13 protein-coding genes are annotated in these 17,210 nt (G+C 54.3%); 12 read left to right on the top strand and 1 reads right to left on the bottom strand.

Features of this window, described 5'->3' with window-relative positions; genetic code table 11:
* The first annotated feature begins 31 nt into the window (after positions 1-31).
* The 9 genes from QMZ65_RS02795 to QMZ65_RS02755 all read left to right on the top strand — a co-directional run bounded on the left by QMZ65_RS02795 (position 32) and on the right by QMZ65_RS02755 (position 8,714).
* Entirely contained in the window at positions 32-1,000 is a 969-nt protein-coding gene (locus QMZ65_RS02795; protein ID WP_283215328.1) for an HNH endonuclease signature motif containing protein, read from the top strand.
* A gap of 143 nt (positions 1,001-1,143) precedes the next feature.
* Entirely contained in the window at positions 1,144-1,866 is a 723-nt protein-coding gene (locus QMZ65_RS02790; protein ID WP_038646384.1) for an RNA polymerase sigma factor FliA, read from the top strand.
* Between the two features lie 49 nt (positions 1,867-1,915).
* Entirely contained in the window at positions 1,916-2,419 is a 504-nt protein-coding gene (gene fliZ, locus QMZ65_RS02785) for a flagella biosynthesis regulatory protein FliZ (protein WP_034824353.1), read from the top strand.
* Positions 2,420-2,550: 131 nt separating this feature from the next.
* Positions 2,551-3,537 carry a D-cysteine desulfhydrase gene (locus QMZ65_RS02780; protein ID WP_097117246.1) on the top strand — a complete coding sequence of 329 codons (987 nt, stop codon included), beginning with the start codon at positions 2,551-2,553 and terminating at the stop codon, positions 3,535-3,537.
* A 142-nt stretch (positions 3,538-3,679) separates the two neighbouring features.
* A complete protein-coding gene (tcyJ, locus tag QMZ65_RS02775) occupies positions 3,680-4,480 on the top strand; it encodes a cystine ABC transporter substrate-binding protein (RefSeq protein WP_283215327.1) in 801 nt (266 codons plus the stop codon).
* A complete protein-coding gene (gene tcyL, locus QMZ65_RS02770; protein WP_045815117.1) occupies positions 4,480-5,148 on the top strand; it encodes a cystine ABC transporter permease in 669 nt (222 codons plus the stop codon). Before tcyJ ends, tcyL begins: the two co-directional genes overlap by 1 nt.
* Positions 5,145-5,897, top strand: coding sequence for an L-cystine ABC transporter ATP-binding protein TcyN (gene tcyN / locus QMZ65_RS02765; protein WP_034824347.1), 753 nt, complete (start codon positions 5,145-5,147; stop codon positions 5,895-5,897). Before tcyL ends, tcyN begins: the two co-directional genes overlap by 4 nt.
* Before the next feature lie 236 nt (positions 5,898-6,133).
* Positions 6,134-7,222 (top strand): acyltransferase family protein, encoded by a 1,089-nt coding sequence (locus tag QMZ65_RS02760; RefSeq protein WP_097116808.1) that lies wholly within the window; start codon positions 6,134-6,136, stop codon positions 7,220-7,222.
* 409 nt (positions 7,223-7,631) lie between these two features.
* A complete protein-coding gene (locus tag QMZ65_RS02755) occupies positions 7,632-8,714 on the top strand; it encodes an acyltransferase family protein (RefSeq protein ID WP_097116809.1) in 1,083 nt (360 codons plus the stop codon).
* Positions 8,715-8,803: 89 nt separating this feature from the next.
* Here QMZ65_RS02755 and putA read toward each other — a convergent pair whose 3' ends face one another.
* The gene (gene putA / locus QMZ65_RS02750; protein ID WP_283215326.1) at positions 8,804-12,748 is read right to left on the bottom strand and encodes a trifunctional transcriptional regulator/proline dehydrogenase/L-glutamate gamma-semialdehyde dehydrogenase; all 3,945 of its coding nucleotides are present in this window, start codon (positions 12,746-12,748) and stop codon (positions 8,804-8,806) included.
* Between the two features lie 445 nt (positions 12,749-13,193).
* On the opposite strand from putA, the gene putP reads away from it, so the two are divergent.
* The 3 genes from putP (at position 13,194) to efeO (ending at position 17,210) form a co-directional block, all read left to right on the top strand.
* Positions 13,194-14,678 (top strand): sodium/proline symporter PutP, encoded by a 1,485-nt coding sequence (gene putP / locus QMZ65_RS02745; RefSeq protein ID WP_283215325.1) that lies wholly within the window; start codon positions 13,194-13,196, stop codon positions 14,676-14,678.
* A gap of 525 nt (positions 14,679-15,203) precedes the next feature.
* The gene (gene efeU / locus QMZ65_RS02740) at positions 15,204-16,037 is read left to right on the top strand and encodes an iron uptake transporter permease EfeU (protein ID WP_058959854.1); all 834 of its coding nucleotides are present in this window, start codon (positions 15,204-15,206) and stop codon (positions 16,035-16,037) included.
* Between the two features lie 54 nt (positions 16,038-16,091).
* A complete protein-coding gene (efeO, locus tag QMZ65_RS02735) occupies positions 16,092-17,210 on the top strand; it encodes an iron uptake system protein EfeO (protein WP_283215324.1) in 1,119 nt (372 codons plus the stop codon).

Genomic DNA, 17,210 nt, shown 5'->3' with positions numbered 1-17,210 from the left:
GCACGACTTTTTTTCTATTTCTGGGGTGTCTATGCGCTTCAATTATGACTTGTTACCGGGTGAGCTACTGACCTTCGAAGAGATCGCGTTGCGCTATGCGCAGCAGCATCCTGATGAGAAAGAACTCACCGCCCGCGGGTTGCTGAGCCCGTCGACCAGCTTTCGCAATTTGGTGATCCGCGCGGTATTCGCGCAGGAGGAGATCAACAGTCCGTTAGAGGATCTGCTGTTCGTCTCTGACGATAACGAGCGCAAAAACTATCTGCGTCGTTTTGAGCACTATCTCAAAAGCCAACAAGCTTTCCTTTATTTCCGTCGTAATGATGAGATTAAGAAGGAAGGGCGCTGGAAGGTGGTGGGTGAAACCCAGGTGTACGCCATGCTGGATCCGAATTCGGCAGAAGCGCAGAACCTGCTCACCAGTCGGGGCTTCAAGCTGGTGTTGATGCGACAGACGGAAGAGGAGGAGTACTGGCAGCTGTTCGACCCGCATGCGCACCCTTGCTTCCCACTGTCGCGCAAAATTCAGTTTCTGGTGGTGCTGAGCACGCCGCAGCATAAAGTGCCGACAGCAGTGATGCCAGGCACAGAAGTCGGGCGGCGCGTAAAGGCGAAAGTGTTCCAGCGAGCCAGCCAGGCAGAGTTTAATTCAGCCGTTAAAGCGCGCTATGGCGCCTGTATTATTACCGGCACGCAGCTCACGGAGCGCCACAGCTGGCCGTGGGTGGAGGCCTGCTATATCGATACCCAGGAAAATGAAGAAGGTTTTCTTGCCGATAACAGCGTCGATAACGGATTGTTCCTGCGCAGTGACTTACAGCGTCTGTTTATCAACAAAATGATAAGCATTAACGCCGAAACCGGGCAGGTGATGTTTAATCCGGCACTGGAAACAGAAGCGCCGATTAGCGATTTTTATCAGACACTTGATGGCAAAACCTGTGCTCTGTGGGACGCGGTGCCGCCTGGCACGCGGCTACGGCTAAAAAACCTGCGCTAAAGAAACCCTGAATGGCGGTGTATTCCACCGCCATCCATAACAAATTTGAAATAACCTCGCTTTTGCCCGCCTATTCTGCCAATCGAAACCCCTACAGAATTGGATAATCATGCCGATAACTTTATTAACGCAGGGTAGTCATCGTGAACGATCTCTATACGCCCGAAGGCGTGATGGATAAACATTCGCTCTGGCAGCGCTACGTTCCTCTGGTGCGACACGAAGCGTTGCGCTTGCAGGTACGTTTGCCAGCCAGCGTTGAGCTTGACGATCTGCTGCAGGCCGGTGGCATTGGTTTATTGAATGCCGTGGAGCGCTACGACGCGCTGCAAGGCACCGCCTTTACCACCTATGCCGTGCAGCGAATCCGAGGGGCGATGCTGGATGAACTGCGCAGCCGCGACTGGGCACCTCGTAGCGTGCGTCGTAATGCGCGCGAGGTGGCCGGTGCTATGCATCAGGTAGAACAAGCGTTGGGGCGCTCGGCTACTGAGCAGGAAGTGGCTGAACAGTTGAATGTTTCGCTGGAAGAGTATCGGCAGATTCTGCTCGATACCAATAACAGCCAACTCTTCTCCTACGACGAGTATCGGGAAGAACACGGTGACAGTGCGGAGCTGGTGACGGAGGGGCATGAAGAAGCCAACCCGCTTCATCAGTTAATGGAAGGAAACCTGCGTGATCGCGTGATTGAAGCCATCGAGGCATTGCCCGATCGTGAAAAATTAGTGCTCACACTGTACTACCAGGAAGAACTGAACCTGAAAGAGATTGGCGCAGTGCTGGAAGTGGGGGAATCCCGCGTCAGTCAACTGCACAGTCAGGCGATTAAACGCCTGCGTGCCCGGTTAGCGGGGGCGCGCTGACAGACTCAGTACCTGGCATCGAAAAAATAAAAATACCGGGGACTCAGCAATGGGAGCCAAAGCCAAAGCCAGACCTTTAAGTCGTTATCTTAAAGACTATAAACACAGCCAAAGCAACTGTTCACATTGTGGCAAAGTTTTAGATCGTATGGCGTTAGTGTTTCGTGGACAGATCATCAATAAAGAGGCCATCGCGCGGATGGACCAGATGATTGATGACCAGGTATGGATGAAACTCCAGCCGGAACTGACCGCGTTATGTCGTTTCTGCAGCGATATTTTTTGTAATACCCATCCTAATTACTTCGACATTATGGCGTTCAAACAGTATCTGTTTGAGCAGACCGAGATGAGTCACAGCACCATTCGCGAGTATGTGGTGCGGCTGCGTCGTCTTGATGACATGCTGAAAGCGAAAAATTTCCCGGCCGACAGATTACGGGGCAACAGCTGGCATGAATGCCTGGAAAACGATTTGCCGGATGCGGGTAACAACAATTACCGCATCGCACTGCGTAAATATGACCAGTTTTTAGGCTGGCAGCAGGGCTGATTGTGATCCTGCCCTTGTTGTTGCTGAGCATAGCAGCAACAGGGGACGCACTCGCAGAATTCCGGGTGCGACTTTTCTCATCTTCTGCAACACTGTATGGATAATTGCACATTGCCCGAATGGAGGCTGCATTGTCTTTACATCTCTTGCACCAGTTCCCACGTCTTGAATTACTCGGTGCACCTACGCCGCTTGAGCATCTGCCACGGCTTTCTGATTATCTCGGTCGCGATATCTTTATTAAGCGTGATGACTTCACGCCTGTGGCCATGGGCGGCAACAAACTGCGCAAACTTGAATTCCTGGCGGCCGATGCGCTGCGCGAGGGCGCGGATGTCCTGCTGACGGCGGGCGCGATTCAATCCAACCATGTGCGCCAGACGGCGGCGGTGGCGGCGCGCCTTGGCCTCAAGTGTGTGGCGCTGCTGGAAAATCCAATTGGCACGACCTCAGAAAACTACCTCACCAACGGTAATCGCCTGATGCTCGACCTGATGGATGTCGAGGTGGTGATGGTCGATGCGTTGCACAACCCCACTGAACAGCTGGCCGAACAGGCTGAACGTCTCGAAGCCCAGGGTTTCCGTCCTTATATTGTGCCGGTTGGCGGTTCCAACGCACTGGGCGCGCTCGGTTACGTGGAGTGTGCGCAGGAGATCGCGCACCAAAGCGAAGGCGTGGTGGATTTCGCCGCTGTGGTGGTTGCATCGGGCAGCGCCGGCACCCATGCAGGTTTAGCGGTAGGTCTTGAGCAGTTGCTGCCTGATACCGAGCTGGTCGGTGTGACGGTTTCACGCAAAGTCGACGCGCAGTTGCCGGTGGTAGAGCGCATCCGCAGCGCGCTGGCTGAACAGTTGGAAGTGCAGACGCACGCGCCGATCACGCTTTGGGATGACTATTTCGCGCCGCGTTACGGTGAACCTAATGATGAAGGCATGGAAGCGGTGAAACTGCTGGCGCGTCTTGAAGGCATCATGCTGGACCCGGTCTACACCGGTAAAGCGATGGCCGGATTGATAGATGGCATTGCGCAGAATCGTTTCCGTCGTGAAGGGCCGCTGCTGTTTATTCATACTGGCGGCGCGCCTGCGTTATTTGCTTATCATCCTTCGGTCTAAGGCTAAGATAAAAAAGGTTTATAATCCGGCAGCTGTTGTTCTGGCCTGAAATGGGCCTGAATGCAGCGCCAATAACGAAAAGGCGGCAAATCCCGGTTTCGCCGCCTCATAGCACACAACACATCACAATAATGGGGTAAACATGGCTTTCTCTCCAATTCGTCGCCAACTGGTGATGGGCATGATGGCGGTCGCGCTGGTCGCGGGCGTTAACGTTAAAACGTTCGCCGCAGAAGATCTGCTGGCACAGGTGAAGAGCAAAGGTGAGCTGCGCGTGGGTCTGGAAGGCACCTATCCGCCGTTCAGTTTCCAGGATAAGAGCGGCAAGCTGACTGGTTTCGAAGTGGAGTTTGCGCAAGAGCTGGCGCAACACCTTGGCGTCAAAGCGGATCTGAAACCGACCAAGTGGGATGGCATGCTGGCGGCATTGGATTCTAAACGTATCGACGTGGTGATCAATCAGGTAACGATTTCACCCGAGCGTAAGAAGAAGTATGACTTCTCCACGCCATACACCATCTCTGGCGTTCAGGCGCTGACGATGAAGAAAAATGCTGGCAGCATCACCAAGCCAGAGGATCTCTCTGGTAAGAAAGTCGGTGTCGGCCTGGGGTCTAACTACGAACAGTGGCTGCGTGACAACGTCAAAGGCGTCGATATCCGTACCTATGATGATGACCCAACCAAATACCAGGATCTGCGTTCAGGTCGTGTTGATGCCATTCTGGTGGACCGTTTAGCGGCGCTGGATCTGGTGAAGAAAACCGGCGACACCATGGCGGTAGCGGGCCCGGCCTTCTCTCGACTCGAATCCGGCGTGGCGCTGCGTAAAGGCAATGACGACCTGCTGAAAGCCATTGATGCAGCGATTGCTGATATGCAGAAAGATGGCTCGCTGAGCAAACTCTCTGAGAAATGGTTCGGCGCGGACGTCACTAAATAATGCAGGAAAGCTTACAACTGGTGCTGGATTCAGCACCATTCTTACTCAAAGGCGCGCTGTTCACGCTGCAGCTGAGTATCGGCGGGATGTTCTTCGGTCTGGTACTTGGCTTTGTGCTGGCGCTGATGCGCCTGTCACATTTCTGGCCAGTAAACTGGCTGGCGCGTATCTATGTGTCGATTTTTCGTGGCACGCCGCTGATCGCCCAGCTGTTTATGATCTACTACGGCCTGCCGCAGTTCGGTATTGAGCTGGATCCTATCCCATCAGCGATGATCGGTTTGTCACTCAATACTGCCGCTTACGCCTCTGAATCCCTGCGTGGCGCGATTGCGGCGATTGAACGTGGGCAGTGGGAAGCGGCGGCGAGTATTGGCATGACGCCATGGCAAACCTTGCGTCGTGTCATCCTGCCGCAAGCGGCACGTACCGCCTTGCCACCGCTTGGTAATAGCTTTATCAGCCTGGTGAAAGACACCTCGCTGGCGGCCACCATTCAGGTGCCGGAGCTGTTCCGTCAGGCGCAATTGATCACCTCACGTACGCTGGAAGTGTTCACCATGTATCTGGCTGCCTCGCTGATTTACTGGGTAATGGCGACGGTGCTGTCGGCATTGCAAAATCGCCTGGAAGCGCATGTGAATCGACAGGATCGGGAGGCGAAATGAGTGCGATTGAAGTACGTCAGCTGGTCAAGCAGTTTCACGGCCAGACCGTGTTGCACGGCATCGATCTGGATGTGGCACCGGGTGAAGTGGTGGCGATTATCGGGCCAAGCGGTTCGGGGAAAACCACCTTGCTGCGCAGTATCAATCTGCTGGAAGTGCCCGATAGCGGCCGCGTCACGGTGGGTAATATCACCATTGATGCCAGTATCGGGCTCAACAAGCAGAAAGAGCAGGTTCGCCGTTTGCGTCAGCAGGTGGGTTTCGTGTTCCAGAACTTCAATCTGTTCCCGCATCGTTCAGTGCTGGAGAACATCATTGAAGGGCCGGTGATCGTGAAGGGTGAACCGAAAGCAGAAGCCGTGGCGCGAGCCCGCAGCTTGCTGGAGAAGGTCGGTCTGCACGGCAAAGAGGAGAGCTTCCCGCGTCGCCTTTCTGGCGGGCAGCAGCAGCGTGTCGCCATTGCGCGTGCGCTGGCGATGCGACCGGAAGTGATTCTGTTCGATGAGCCGACTTCGGCGCTGGATCCTGAGCTGGTGGGTGAAGTGCTGAATACCATCCGCGCGCTGGCGCAGGAGAAACGCACCATGGTGATCGTTACGCATGAGATGAGTTTTGCGCGTGACGTGGCCGATCGGGCGATCTTTATGGATCAGGGCCGTATCGTGGAGCAGGGCGCAGCGAAAGAGCTGTTCAGCCATCCGCAGCAGGCACGCACCCGCCAATTTCTTGACAAGTTTCTTAACCAATAGTCTCAAGCGTCGTCTGGTTCTGACGGCGCTTTCTCTTTTCTCATCTGAATCCCTTCTCTCAGTTTCCTCTGAAAATTGTCAAAGAACTTTCAATTAACCATCTGAAAAATAATGTTTTATTGCCTATTAAATTTTGCTGGCAAGGAGCAGAAGGATTTTTAAGACGCCCCCGATTGAGACATCTTAGTAAATATAAATAATTCTTTACAAATTCATGGCGCAATCAGGATCATAAAATGACACATGCCAGAAATGAAGTCCTCTGGATCAACACGTTAAAAGGTGCCTGCATCTTGCTGGTGGTGTTGCACCACTCGATTATCACCACTTTCGCTCCCTCACTGCATCACCTCACGGCCGGCATGGTCCCCGCGCACTGGTGGGTGACCTTCAATACCTATCTTTCACCGCTGCGTATGCCCGCTTTTTTCTTTGTCTCAGGCCTGCTGGCGGCCAGTTCGATCGTCAAAAAGAGCTGGAAAGAGGTGTTCACCAAGAAGTTCAGCAATATCGTGTATCTCTATTTGCTGTGGGGGGTGATTCAGTGGCTGAGCATTCACTATATCTCCACGCACCTCGGTGAGCGGCTGTCCAGCACTAAAAACGCTGCCTATGCCGACACGCCGTTTGAGTTCCTTAAACTGCTGCTGACTTCCATGACCAGCCTCTGGTATCTGTACGCGCTGGCGGGCTTCTTCCTGTTCACCAAGCTGTTCCACCGCCAGAAAATGGCGCTGATGGCACTGGCGATTGTCGCGACCTACGCTGCGCAGTTTAGCCTGATCCCTGGTTGGGGGCCGGCCAGCGTGGCGCAAAACTATCTCTACTTCCTGCTCGGCGTATTCTTCAGCCAGTCTTTGATTGAGATGAGCCAGCTTAAGCGCCAACACTGGCTACTGCTGGCAGGCATCGCGGTGATTGGCGTGGTACATCATGTGGGGGGCATCTATAAAAACCCGTTCTACAGCCTGCTGACCATCGTGTTTGGTATCGTCGTGTGCCGTTTCCTCAATGAGCGCCTGAACATGGCGTGGCTGAACTGGATTGGCCGTAACACGCTGCAGATTTACGTACTGCACCGCATCTTCATAGAGTTGCTGGGACTGAGCGCGATTGCCCTGGCGCTGCATTACGGCTGGTTTGGTCATGCGGCCTTCAGTTGGGCATGGGCGCTGCTGATGCCGATGACGGGCGTGGCGCTCTGCGTGACGATCTCACTGGCGGTGTGGTCACTGCTGAATCGCGGTCCAGGCAGAATGTTATTCATCTATCCGCGACTGTTGAGAAAACCCGTGCCAGAGACAAAAGCGGCACCGCTGCAATAATCAAAAAGGGCCAGTTCGCTGGCCCTAATTATTTTCTCATAGCACAATATTAATATCCGCGTTTATCCATCTGCCACATATCATAATTGTCCGAATAAAATTTGATTTTAATTTGGTTTGTTTGTGATGGATTGTTCTTAATTTCCCTGTATTAATTGCTAACCTTATTTCCCTCGTCATACCCTTAGTGACTCTAATTTGGGAAGATATTGTTAGCCTGCTTAGCATTTGATTAGTGTCTGGAACTGTAAAGTATTGTTATATCAGGACCAGTAAAAAACTTTTAGGACTTTCGCTAGAGTCATCCCCCGCCAGCTTGTTTAATAATCGTTGAATAACCAGAAATGCATCATTGTTTATTTCCTCATACTTCTCCTTAAAGACCTACACAGCAGCGGGAGTTAATCATATGAATAACGCCAGGAAAGAAGATATTGCATGGGTCAATACCCTAAAAGGGGCCTGCATATTGCTGGTGGTGTTGTACCACACCGTATTACCCGGATTTGAAGGAACGGTGAAATTATTGACGGCGGGTTGGATACCGGCAGAAATATGGGTGCAGTTTAATACTGTTTTATCTCCGCTGCGTATGCCAGCCTTTTTCTTTGTTTCGGGCTTGCTGGCAACCAACGGGATTCTTAATCGTCCGTGGAAGCAGGTATTTACCAGTCGTATTACCAACCTGTTCTATCTCTATATTTTGTGGGGCTTTATTCAGTGGTGGTCGATTGTGGGTATCTCGACAGAGATTACCGGCCAGCGTATCTCACACAATCTGAATGCCGCCTATGCGGGTTCACTGTTTGAGTTCCTGAAACTGACGTTTATGGCGATGAGCACCTCGTGGTATCTGTACGGACTGGCACTGTATTTCCTGTGTGCGAAGATCTTCCACAAACAGAAAGTGGCGTTGCTGGTGGTCGCGGTTGCGCTTAACTATCTGGCGGTGGAGAAGATCATTCCATACTGGGGACCGCAAAGCGTGGCGCAGTACTTCCTGTTCTTCCTGCTGGGCGCGTTCTGGAGCCCGCTGATGCTGCGTATGAGCGAATGGCGTCGTGAAAATCTCGTGCCATGGGCGCTGCTGGCGACGGTATCAGGGATTCACATTATCTTCGGTCTGGATAAGAGCCTGTTCCTGTGCATCATCGCGGTGCTGGCGAGCGTGGCGGCCTGCCGCTGGCTTAACGCGCACTTTAAGATGACGTACTTTAACTGGATTGGCCGTAACACCCTGCAAATCTACGTGATCCATCGTATTTTCATTGAGTATTTTGGCATGTCAGCGATTCTGTTCGCTCAGCGCCATCATCTGTTTGACTATGCCTGGTTCTCCGTGTTGTGGGCATGTTTCTATCCGGTGGCGATTGTGGGGATTTGCTCGCTGCTGTCGGTGGCGGTGTGGTCTGTCACCAATCGCGGGTTGGGGCAGTCGCTGTTTGTCTTCCCGACCTTGATTGGCCTGAAGCGCAACAAGTCTGTGGCTTAAGCTCAAAGTACAAAACAGTAGCGCCGCAACAAGTGGATATACTCGTCGCGGCGCGCCATGAAAAAGGGCCCTTGCGGGCCCTTATCTTTTTAACCAATGGTCATCAGACTGGCGTTACCACCCGCTGCGGCGGTATTCACGCTCAGTGAGCGCTCTATCAACAGACGTTCCAGCAGCAGATTGGTTTCGCCACGCGCGAAGCCCTGTACCGAAACAATCGCGCCGTCACGCGCAGCAACCTGCTCGCACAGCACACGTAACTGATCGGCGTCACCGTGATAGATCACCGCATCAAACCCGGCGGCCAGCAAATCTTTCACCAACACCACGTGTTTTTGCACGGCGGCAGGTAGTGATTTGCGCAGTGCGCGATGCAACTCATCATCCTGCCAGATTGCCTGACTGCCCACGCTGGTCACTGCTGCCAGTTGCGTCAGTGCGTCCTGCTCGTTATCCGCAATACAGAGGACATGATCACGCGGCAGAAGCGTGAAGGTGTTACGTTCACCGGTTGGGCCAGGCAGCAGTCGCACCGTACCCGCCTGCGCCAGCTCGTCATAACGCTGACAGAGTGCCAGCAGTTCAGGTTTATCCTGCGCCCAGCTCTGCAATGACTGGTGCGCGCTCATCAGCTCAGCACGTACGGAACTGTCGACTGGACGCTCGGCATCCTGACGATCAAAGGTCTTACGCAGTGCACTGTCTGGGCGGTTTGCCAGCAGGCGATAGAGATACAAAGGACCTCCGGCTTTTGGACCGGTGCCGGATAAACCTTCTCCACCAAAGGGCTGCACGCCGACGACCGCGCCGACCATATTGCGGTTCACATACAGGTTACCGACCTTCGCGCCTGCCGTGACTTGCGCGATGGTTTCATCAATACGCGTATGCACACCCAGTGTCAGACCGTAACCAGAGGCGTTAATCTGATCGATCAGCTGTGGCAGGCTGTTACGCGCATAACGCACCACGTGCAGCACTGGGCCAAACACTTCTTTATCCAGATCGCTTACCTGACCCAGCTCGATCAGGGTTGGCTTGATAAAGGTGCCGCTGGTCCACTCTTTGCTGTCTTGCGGATTGTCCTGCGCCGCCTGATACACGGTGAAACCCTTATTGCGCATCGCCTGAATGTGGCGCTCGATGTTACCTTTGGCTTCGGCGTCGATTACCGGGCCGATATCCGTAGAGAGACGTTCCGGATTGCCCATGCGGCATTCGGCCATCGCGCCACGCAGCATTTTCAGGGTGTGATCGGCGACATCATCTTGTACGCACAGCAGACGCAGCGCCGAGCAACGCTGTCCGGCGCTGTCAAAGGCGGAGGCAACGATATCGACCACCACCTGCTCAGTCAGCGCCGAAGAATCCACGATCATGGCGTTCATGCCGCCGGTTTCAGCAATCAGCGGCGTTGGGCGGCCTTGCGGATCCAGACGACCCGCCAGATTGCGTTGCAGCAGCGTCGCGACGGCGGTGGATCCGGTGAACATCACACCGCGTACTCGCTCGTCACCCGTTAACTGTGCACCGACAGTCTCGCCCTGGCCCGGCAGCAGTTGCAGCACACCTGATGGCACGCCCGCATCCAGCATGATTTGTACCGCCTGCGCGGCTATCAGCGGCGTCTGCTCAGCGGGTTTCGCCAGCACGCTGTTACCGGCTGCCAGTGCTGCAGCAATCTGACCGGTGAAGATCGCCAGCGGGAAGTTCCACGGGCTGATGCACACCACTGGGCCGAGCGGACGATGGGTTTCGTTATCGAAATCATCACGCACCATACCGGCGTAGTAATAGAGGAAATCAACCGCTTCACGCACCTCGGCAATGGCGTTGTTGTAGGTCTTACCTGCTTCACGCACCAGCAGGCCAATCAGCTGCTGCATCTGGCCTTCCATCGCTTCGGCGGCGCGCTCCAAAATGGCTGCACGTTCTTGTGGCGGGGTGGCAAACCAGATTGGACCGGCATTTACTGCGGCATCCAGCGCTTCCGAGACTTCTGCTTCGCTGGCATCGCGCACGCTGCCCACCACATCGGCTGGCGCAGAAGGGTTGAGTACCGGACGGCTCACGCCGTCACCCAGCTCACCTTCGACCAACGGCTGGGCAATCCATGGCTGGCTGGCGCTATTGAGCAGGGCGCTGGAGAGTGATGCCAGACGATGTTCGTTAGCCAAATCCAGACCGGCTGAGTTGGCGCGCTTATCACCATACAGATCGCGCGGCAGCGGGATTTTCGGATGCGGTAAACCGACTGCGCCTTCGGTCAGCGCCATCTTCTCCACCGCAGAAACCGGATCGGCAACCAGCTCATCCAGCGGCAGGGTGTTATCTGCGATGCGGTTAACAAACGAGGTGTTGGCCCCGTTTTCCAGTAAGCGACGTACCAGATAGGCGAGCAGGGTTTCATGGGTGCCGACCGGTGCGTAGATACGGCACGGACGGTTCAGTTTGCCGTCTGCCACTTTGCCGACCACCTGCTCATACAGCGGTTCGCCCATGCCGTGCAGGCACTGGAACTCGTACTGACCCGGATAGTAGTTATTGCCTGCCAGCTGATAGATCGCTGCCAGCGTGTGAGCGTTATGAGTAGCAAATTGCGGATAGATCAGATTCGGTACCGCCAGCAGTTTGCGGGCGCAAGCCAGGTAAGAGATGTCGGTGTACACCTTGCGGGTATAAACCGGATAACCTTCCAGCCCATCAATCTGCGCACGTTTGATTTCGCTATCCCAATACGCGCCTTTCACCAGACGGATCATCAGGCGACGGCGGCTGCGTTGGGCGAGATCGATCAGGGAGTCGATCACAAACGGGCAGCGCTTCTGGTATGCCTGAATCACAAAGCCAATCCCGTTCCAGCCGTCCAGTTCCGGCTCGAAGCACAGTTTTTCCAGCAGATCGAGCGACAGTTCCAGACGGTCTGCTTCTTCCGCATCGATATTGATACCAATGTCGTAAGAGCGCGCCAGTAAGGTCAGTGATTTAAGGATCGGATATAGCTCTTCCATCACGCGTTCATACTGCGCGCGGCTATAGCGAGGATGCAGGGCCGACAGTTTGATCGAGATGCCTGGACCTTCATAGATGCCACGGCCATTGGAAGCTTTACCAATGGCATGGATCGCCTGCTGATAGGACACCAGATAAGCTTTGGCATCACTGGCGGTCAGCGCTGCTTCACCCAGCATATCGTAGGAGTAGCGGAAGCCTTTCTCTTCCAGTTTGCGCGCATTGGCCAGTGCTTCCGCAATGGTTTCGCCGGTGACGAACTGCTCGCCCATCAGGCGCATCGCCATATCCACGCCTTTGCGGATCAGCGGTTCTCCACTCTTACCAATAATGCGATTAAGTGAACGCGACAAGTTGGCTTCATTGTGAGTCGATACCAGACGTCCGGTAAACAGCAGACCCCAGGTTGCGGCGTTAACGAACATCGACGGGCTGCGGCCCAGATGCGACTGCCAGTTGCCATTGCTGATTTTGTCGCGAATCAGCGCGTCACGAGTTGGTTTGTCGGGAATACGCAGCAGCGCTTCCGCCAGACACATCAGCGCCACGCCTTCCTGCGAAGAGAGGGAGAACTCTTGTAACAGACTTTGCACCATTCCGGCGCGTCCGGTTGCACCTTTTTGGTGACGCAACTTATCCGCCAGGCTATAAGCCAGCTGATGGGTTTTCTCGGCCAGCGGGGCAGGGAGACGCGCCTGCTCCAGCAGCATCGGTACCGCATCCGTTTCCGGACGACGCCACGCAGCGGTGATGGCAGAGCGCGTGACCGACTGCGGCAAAATATGTTCAGCGAAGTCGAGGAAGGGCTGGAATGACTCGTCTGCCGTGCCTTCTTCACTGGCGGCGTCGGCGAGCTGTAGGGGAATTTCCGGCAAAGATTCACCGGCTTCCAGCTGCGAAAGGTAGTTAAAAATCGCCTGTTTGATCAGCCAGTGTGGGGTGCGGTCAATTTTGCCTGCCGCCAATTTAATGCGATCGCGGGTGGCTTCATCCAACTTCACCCCCATGGTGGTCGTTCCCATGATTTCCTCGTCCTCAAAATATGATTCAACATCAGCGTGGGCTGCACTATCACTCATGTTGCAACTTTGTGCAACCATGTTAAATGTGACCTGAGTTGCACGTTTATCAACACTTAAAATCGGTCATGTGAAGAAACGGCACAAAACTTGCTGCAAGAAGCTCGCCAAAGTTGCAACTCCCGTCAACGAGAGCACTCTCATGTTGAACAAGGTGCAACTCAAAGTGTGAGCGTGTGCAACCTATTGGCATTAAATCAGCGAAGTCAGGTGAAACCATTGTGACAGCTGTGTTAAATGCATTGTGCGCGCCGCCCCTTTGCGGCAGGATACCGCGCCTTAAGAGAAATCGCTTTCTCTGGATGAGGTAAAGCCCTGATGCCGTCCCGTTCCGATGGCTCAGGAAAAAAGATTTCTCTTAACGGATTAAATAATAAGTGGAGAGAGTATGAGTATGAGTACACCGATGTTGGTGACCTTTGTAATTTATATCCTGGGAATGGTGCTGATTGGCTTTATTGCCTACCGTTCGACCAAAAACTTTGACGACTACATACTGGGCGGGCGCAGTTTAGGCAGTGTGGTCACCGCACTGTCAGCGGGTGCATCAGATATGAGCGGTTGGTTGCTGATGGGTTTACCCGGCGCCATCTTCCTTTCCGGCATTTCAGAAAGCTGGATCGCCATTGGCCTGACCATCGGTGCCTGGCTTAACTGGAAAATTGTGGCAGGTCGCCTGCGCGTGCAGACCGAACATCACGATAATGCCTTAACGCTGCCGGACTTCTTCTCCAGCCGTTTCGAAGACAAAAGCAAGTTGCTGCGTGTTATCTCCGCTGTAGTTATTCTCATCTTCTTCACCATTTATTGCGCATCAGGCGTGGTTGCGGGTGCACGTCTGTTTGAAAGCACCTTCGGTATGGATTACCAAACTGCGCTGTGGGCCGGTGCTGCTGCCACCATTCTTTATACGCTGGTGGGCGGATTCCTGGCGGTGAGCTGGACCGATACCGTGCAGGCCAGCCTGATGATCTTCGCGCTGATCCTCACCCCGGTGTTTGTGATTATCGCGGTAGGTGGCCTGGATGATTCACTGGCGGTGATCGAAGCAAAAAGTCTTGAAAACCTCGACATGCTGAAAGGGCTCAACTTCGTTGCCGTTATCTCCTTACTCGGATGGGGCCTGGGTTACTTTGGACAACCGCATATCCTGGCGCGCTTTATGGCGGCGGATTCACATCACTCGATTCGCACTGCACGTCGCATTGGCATGACCTGGATGATCCTGTGCCTGGCCGGTGCCGTGGCGGTGGGCTTCTTCGGTATCGCCTACTTCCAGAACCACCCTGAGCAAGCGGCAGGCGTAAGCCAGAACGGCGAACGCGTGTTCATTGAACTGGCGCGTATCCTGTTTAACCCGTGGATTGCTGGCATCCTGCTGTCTGCGATTCTGGCAGCGGTGATGTCCACCCTAAGCTGCCAGCTGCTGGTGTGCTCAAGCGCCCTGACAGAAGATCTCTACAAAGGCTTCCTGCGTAAAAATGCCAGTCAGAAAGAGCTGGTGTGGGTAGGGCGTTTCATGGTGCTGCTGATTGCGTTGATCGCCATCGCGCTGGCGGCCAATCCGGAAAACCGTGTGCTCGGCTTAGTCAGCTATGCATGGGCGGGCTTTGGTGCTGCCTTCGGTCCGGTTGTTCTGTTCGGCGTATGCTGGAAACGTATGACCCGCAATGGCGCGCTGGCCGGGATGGTGATTGGTGCACTGACGGTGCTGCTGTGGAAACAGTATGGTTACACCGAACTGTATGAAATCATTCCTGGCTTCATCTTCGCCAGCATCGCGATTGTGGTGTTCAGCCTGATCGGCAAAGGCCCATCAAAAGAAGCACAAGCGCGCTTCGCCGCCGCTGAAGCTGAATACAACACCAAGTAATTCTGTCTCTGACACACTAAGCCCGCCCGTATACGGCGGGCTTTTTTTATGGAATCGACCAGGCTTCAGCATTCCCTTCAAAGCAATGACATAGTTAGTCGTCCGATAAAGGCCATTCCGGGGAGCGAAGCGTCCGCGCCATGGACGGCGCGGCCGATCTGCAGGGATGCGTGGTTTCTTCGCGATCGGGATGGCCTTTAGTGGACAATGCGCTGAACTCAAAGCGACACCTCTACACTGAACCTGAAGCGATAACTCTGCACCGAACGTGCAGCGAAAACCCGGCACTGAACCTGCAGCGATATCCCGGCACTGAGCTTGCAGCCACACCCCAGCACTGAATATTTATCTGAACGCTGAAATCCCCATCACCCATTTTCAGTGAATCCGTATTACAGCCCGCAAATGAGAAATAATTTCATTCAGTGACTTGTAATTTTACCCGCGATAATGATAATCGATATCGTTTGCACTTTACGTATTTTTACCTAAGGTTTACCCTCCTTAACAATCAAGAGGTTGGTGATGTTCGTACCGTTTCTCATTATGCTGCGTGAAGGTCTTGAAGCAGCTCTCATCGTCAGCCTGATTGCCAGCTACCTGAAACGCACCCAGCGCACTCAGTGGTTCCCCGCGATGTGGGCGGGTGTCTTCATTGCCGCGGCACTCTGCTTAGGCCTTGGCATCTTCATCAATGAAACCACCGGCGAATTCCCGCAAAAACAGCAAGAACTGTTTGAAGGCATCGTCGCGGTCGTCGCGGTGGTCATCCTCACGTCCATGGTGTTCTGGATGCGCAAAGTCTCACGTAACATCAAAGCCACACTGGAACGATCGGTCGATCAGGCATTACAAAAGCAGGGCGGCGGTGGCTTCCCGCTGGTCCTCATGGTCTTTCTGGCCGTGGCGCGTGAAGGTCTCGAATCCGTCTTCTTCCTGCTGGCGGCTTTCACCCAGGATGTTGGCTACGCGCCGCCGATTGGCGCGGTGCTGGGCTTATTAACGGCGATTGTTTTGGGCATGCTGCTCTACTACGGCGGCATCCGCCTCAACCTGGCGAGCTTCTTCCGCTGGACCAGCTTATTCATTCTCTTTGTTGCCGCAGGTCTCGCGGCAGGTGCGATCCGTGCTTTCCACGAAGCGGGGCTCTGGAACCACTTCCAGGACATTGCTTTCGACCTCAGCAACACGCTCTCCACCCACTCGGTGGTCGGTACGCTGCTGGAAGGCATTCTCGGCTATCAGGAAACGCCAAGCGTCAGTGAAGTGGCGGCCTGGCTTATCTACCTGATTCCGGCGCTGCTGCTGTTCTTCTTCCCGGCGCGCCCAACGGCCAGTGCTGCGCGCACCACACGCTGAAATTAAATCAGGCGCGATTGCGCGTCTGTTCTTCCATGTAACAGGGATATCACTATGACGATTCGCTTCCGCCGTAAGGCGCTGTTGGTTTCAATGCTGGCTCTCTCAGGCGCCGCATCTGCTGCATCCATCCCGCAAGTCACGGTTACCGTCACTGACAAACAGTGTGAGCCGATGTCACTCAATGTGCAGGCGGGTAAAACCCAGTTCATCATTAAAAACAACAGCCAGAAAGCGCTGGAGTGGGAAATCCTGAAAGGGGTGATGGTGGTAGAAGAGCGTGAAAACATCGCGCCGGGTTTTAGCCAGAAACTGACTGCGAACCTCGAAGCGGGCGAATATGACATGACCTGTGGCTTGCTGACCAACCCGAAAGGCAAATTGGTGGTATCGGGTGAGTCGAAAACCGCTGCCAAAGGTAAAACCGACATCATGCAGCTGGCTGGCCCAATCACAGACTACAAAACCTACGTGATGAGCGAAGTCAAAGAGTTGGTGGCGGGCACTCAGGCCTTCACCGATGCGGTTAAAGCGGGCGACCTGGAAAAAGCCAAAGCGCTGTACGCACCAACCCGTGCGCACTACGAACGTATCGAACCGATTGCAGAACTGTTCTCCGATCTGGACAGCAGCATCGATGCCCGTGAAGATGACTTCGAGAAAAAAGCGGATGATCCGAAATTCACCGGTTTCCACCGCATCGAAAAAATCCTCTGGGCCGACAAAACCACCAAAGGTGCAGAAGAGTTTGCGACTAAGCTGAATCAGGACGTGCTGGATCTGCAGACCCGCATCAGTGAACTGGCCTTCCCTCCGGCGAAAGTGGTCGGTGGCGCAGCTGGCCTGATCGAAGAAGTGGCGGCCAGCAAAATCTCGGGTGAAGAAGATCGTTACAGCCGTACCGACCTGTCCGACTTCCAGGCCAATATCGACGGCGCAAAGAAAATCGTTGATCTGCTGCGTCCACAGTTGCAAAAAGCTAACCCGCAGCTGCTGGCGAAAGTCGATGCTAACTTTAAGAAAGTCGACAGCATCCTCAGCAAATACCGCACCAAAGACGGTTTCGAATCTTACGAGAAACTGACTACCGCTGACCGCAATGCGCTGAAAGGGCCGATCACCACTCTGGCGGAAGATCTCTCCCTGCTGCGCGGAACTTTAGGTCTCGACTAA

This window comes from Pantoea sp. EABMAA-21 (genome assembly GCF_030053335.1).
GTDB lineage: Bacteria > Pseudomonadota > Gammaproteobacteria > Enterobacterales > Enterobacteriaceae > Pantoea > Pantoea communis.
This window is presented reverse-complemented; position numbering and strand designations above follow the sequence as displayed.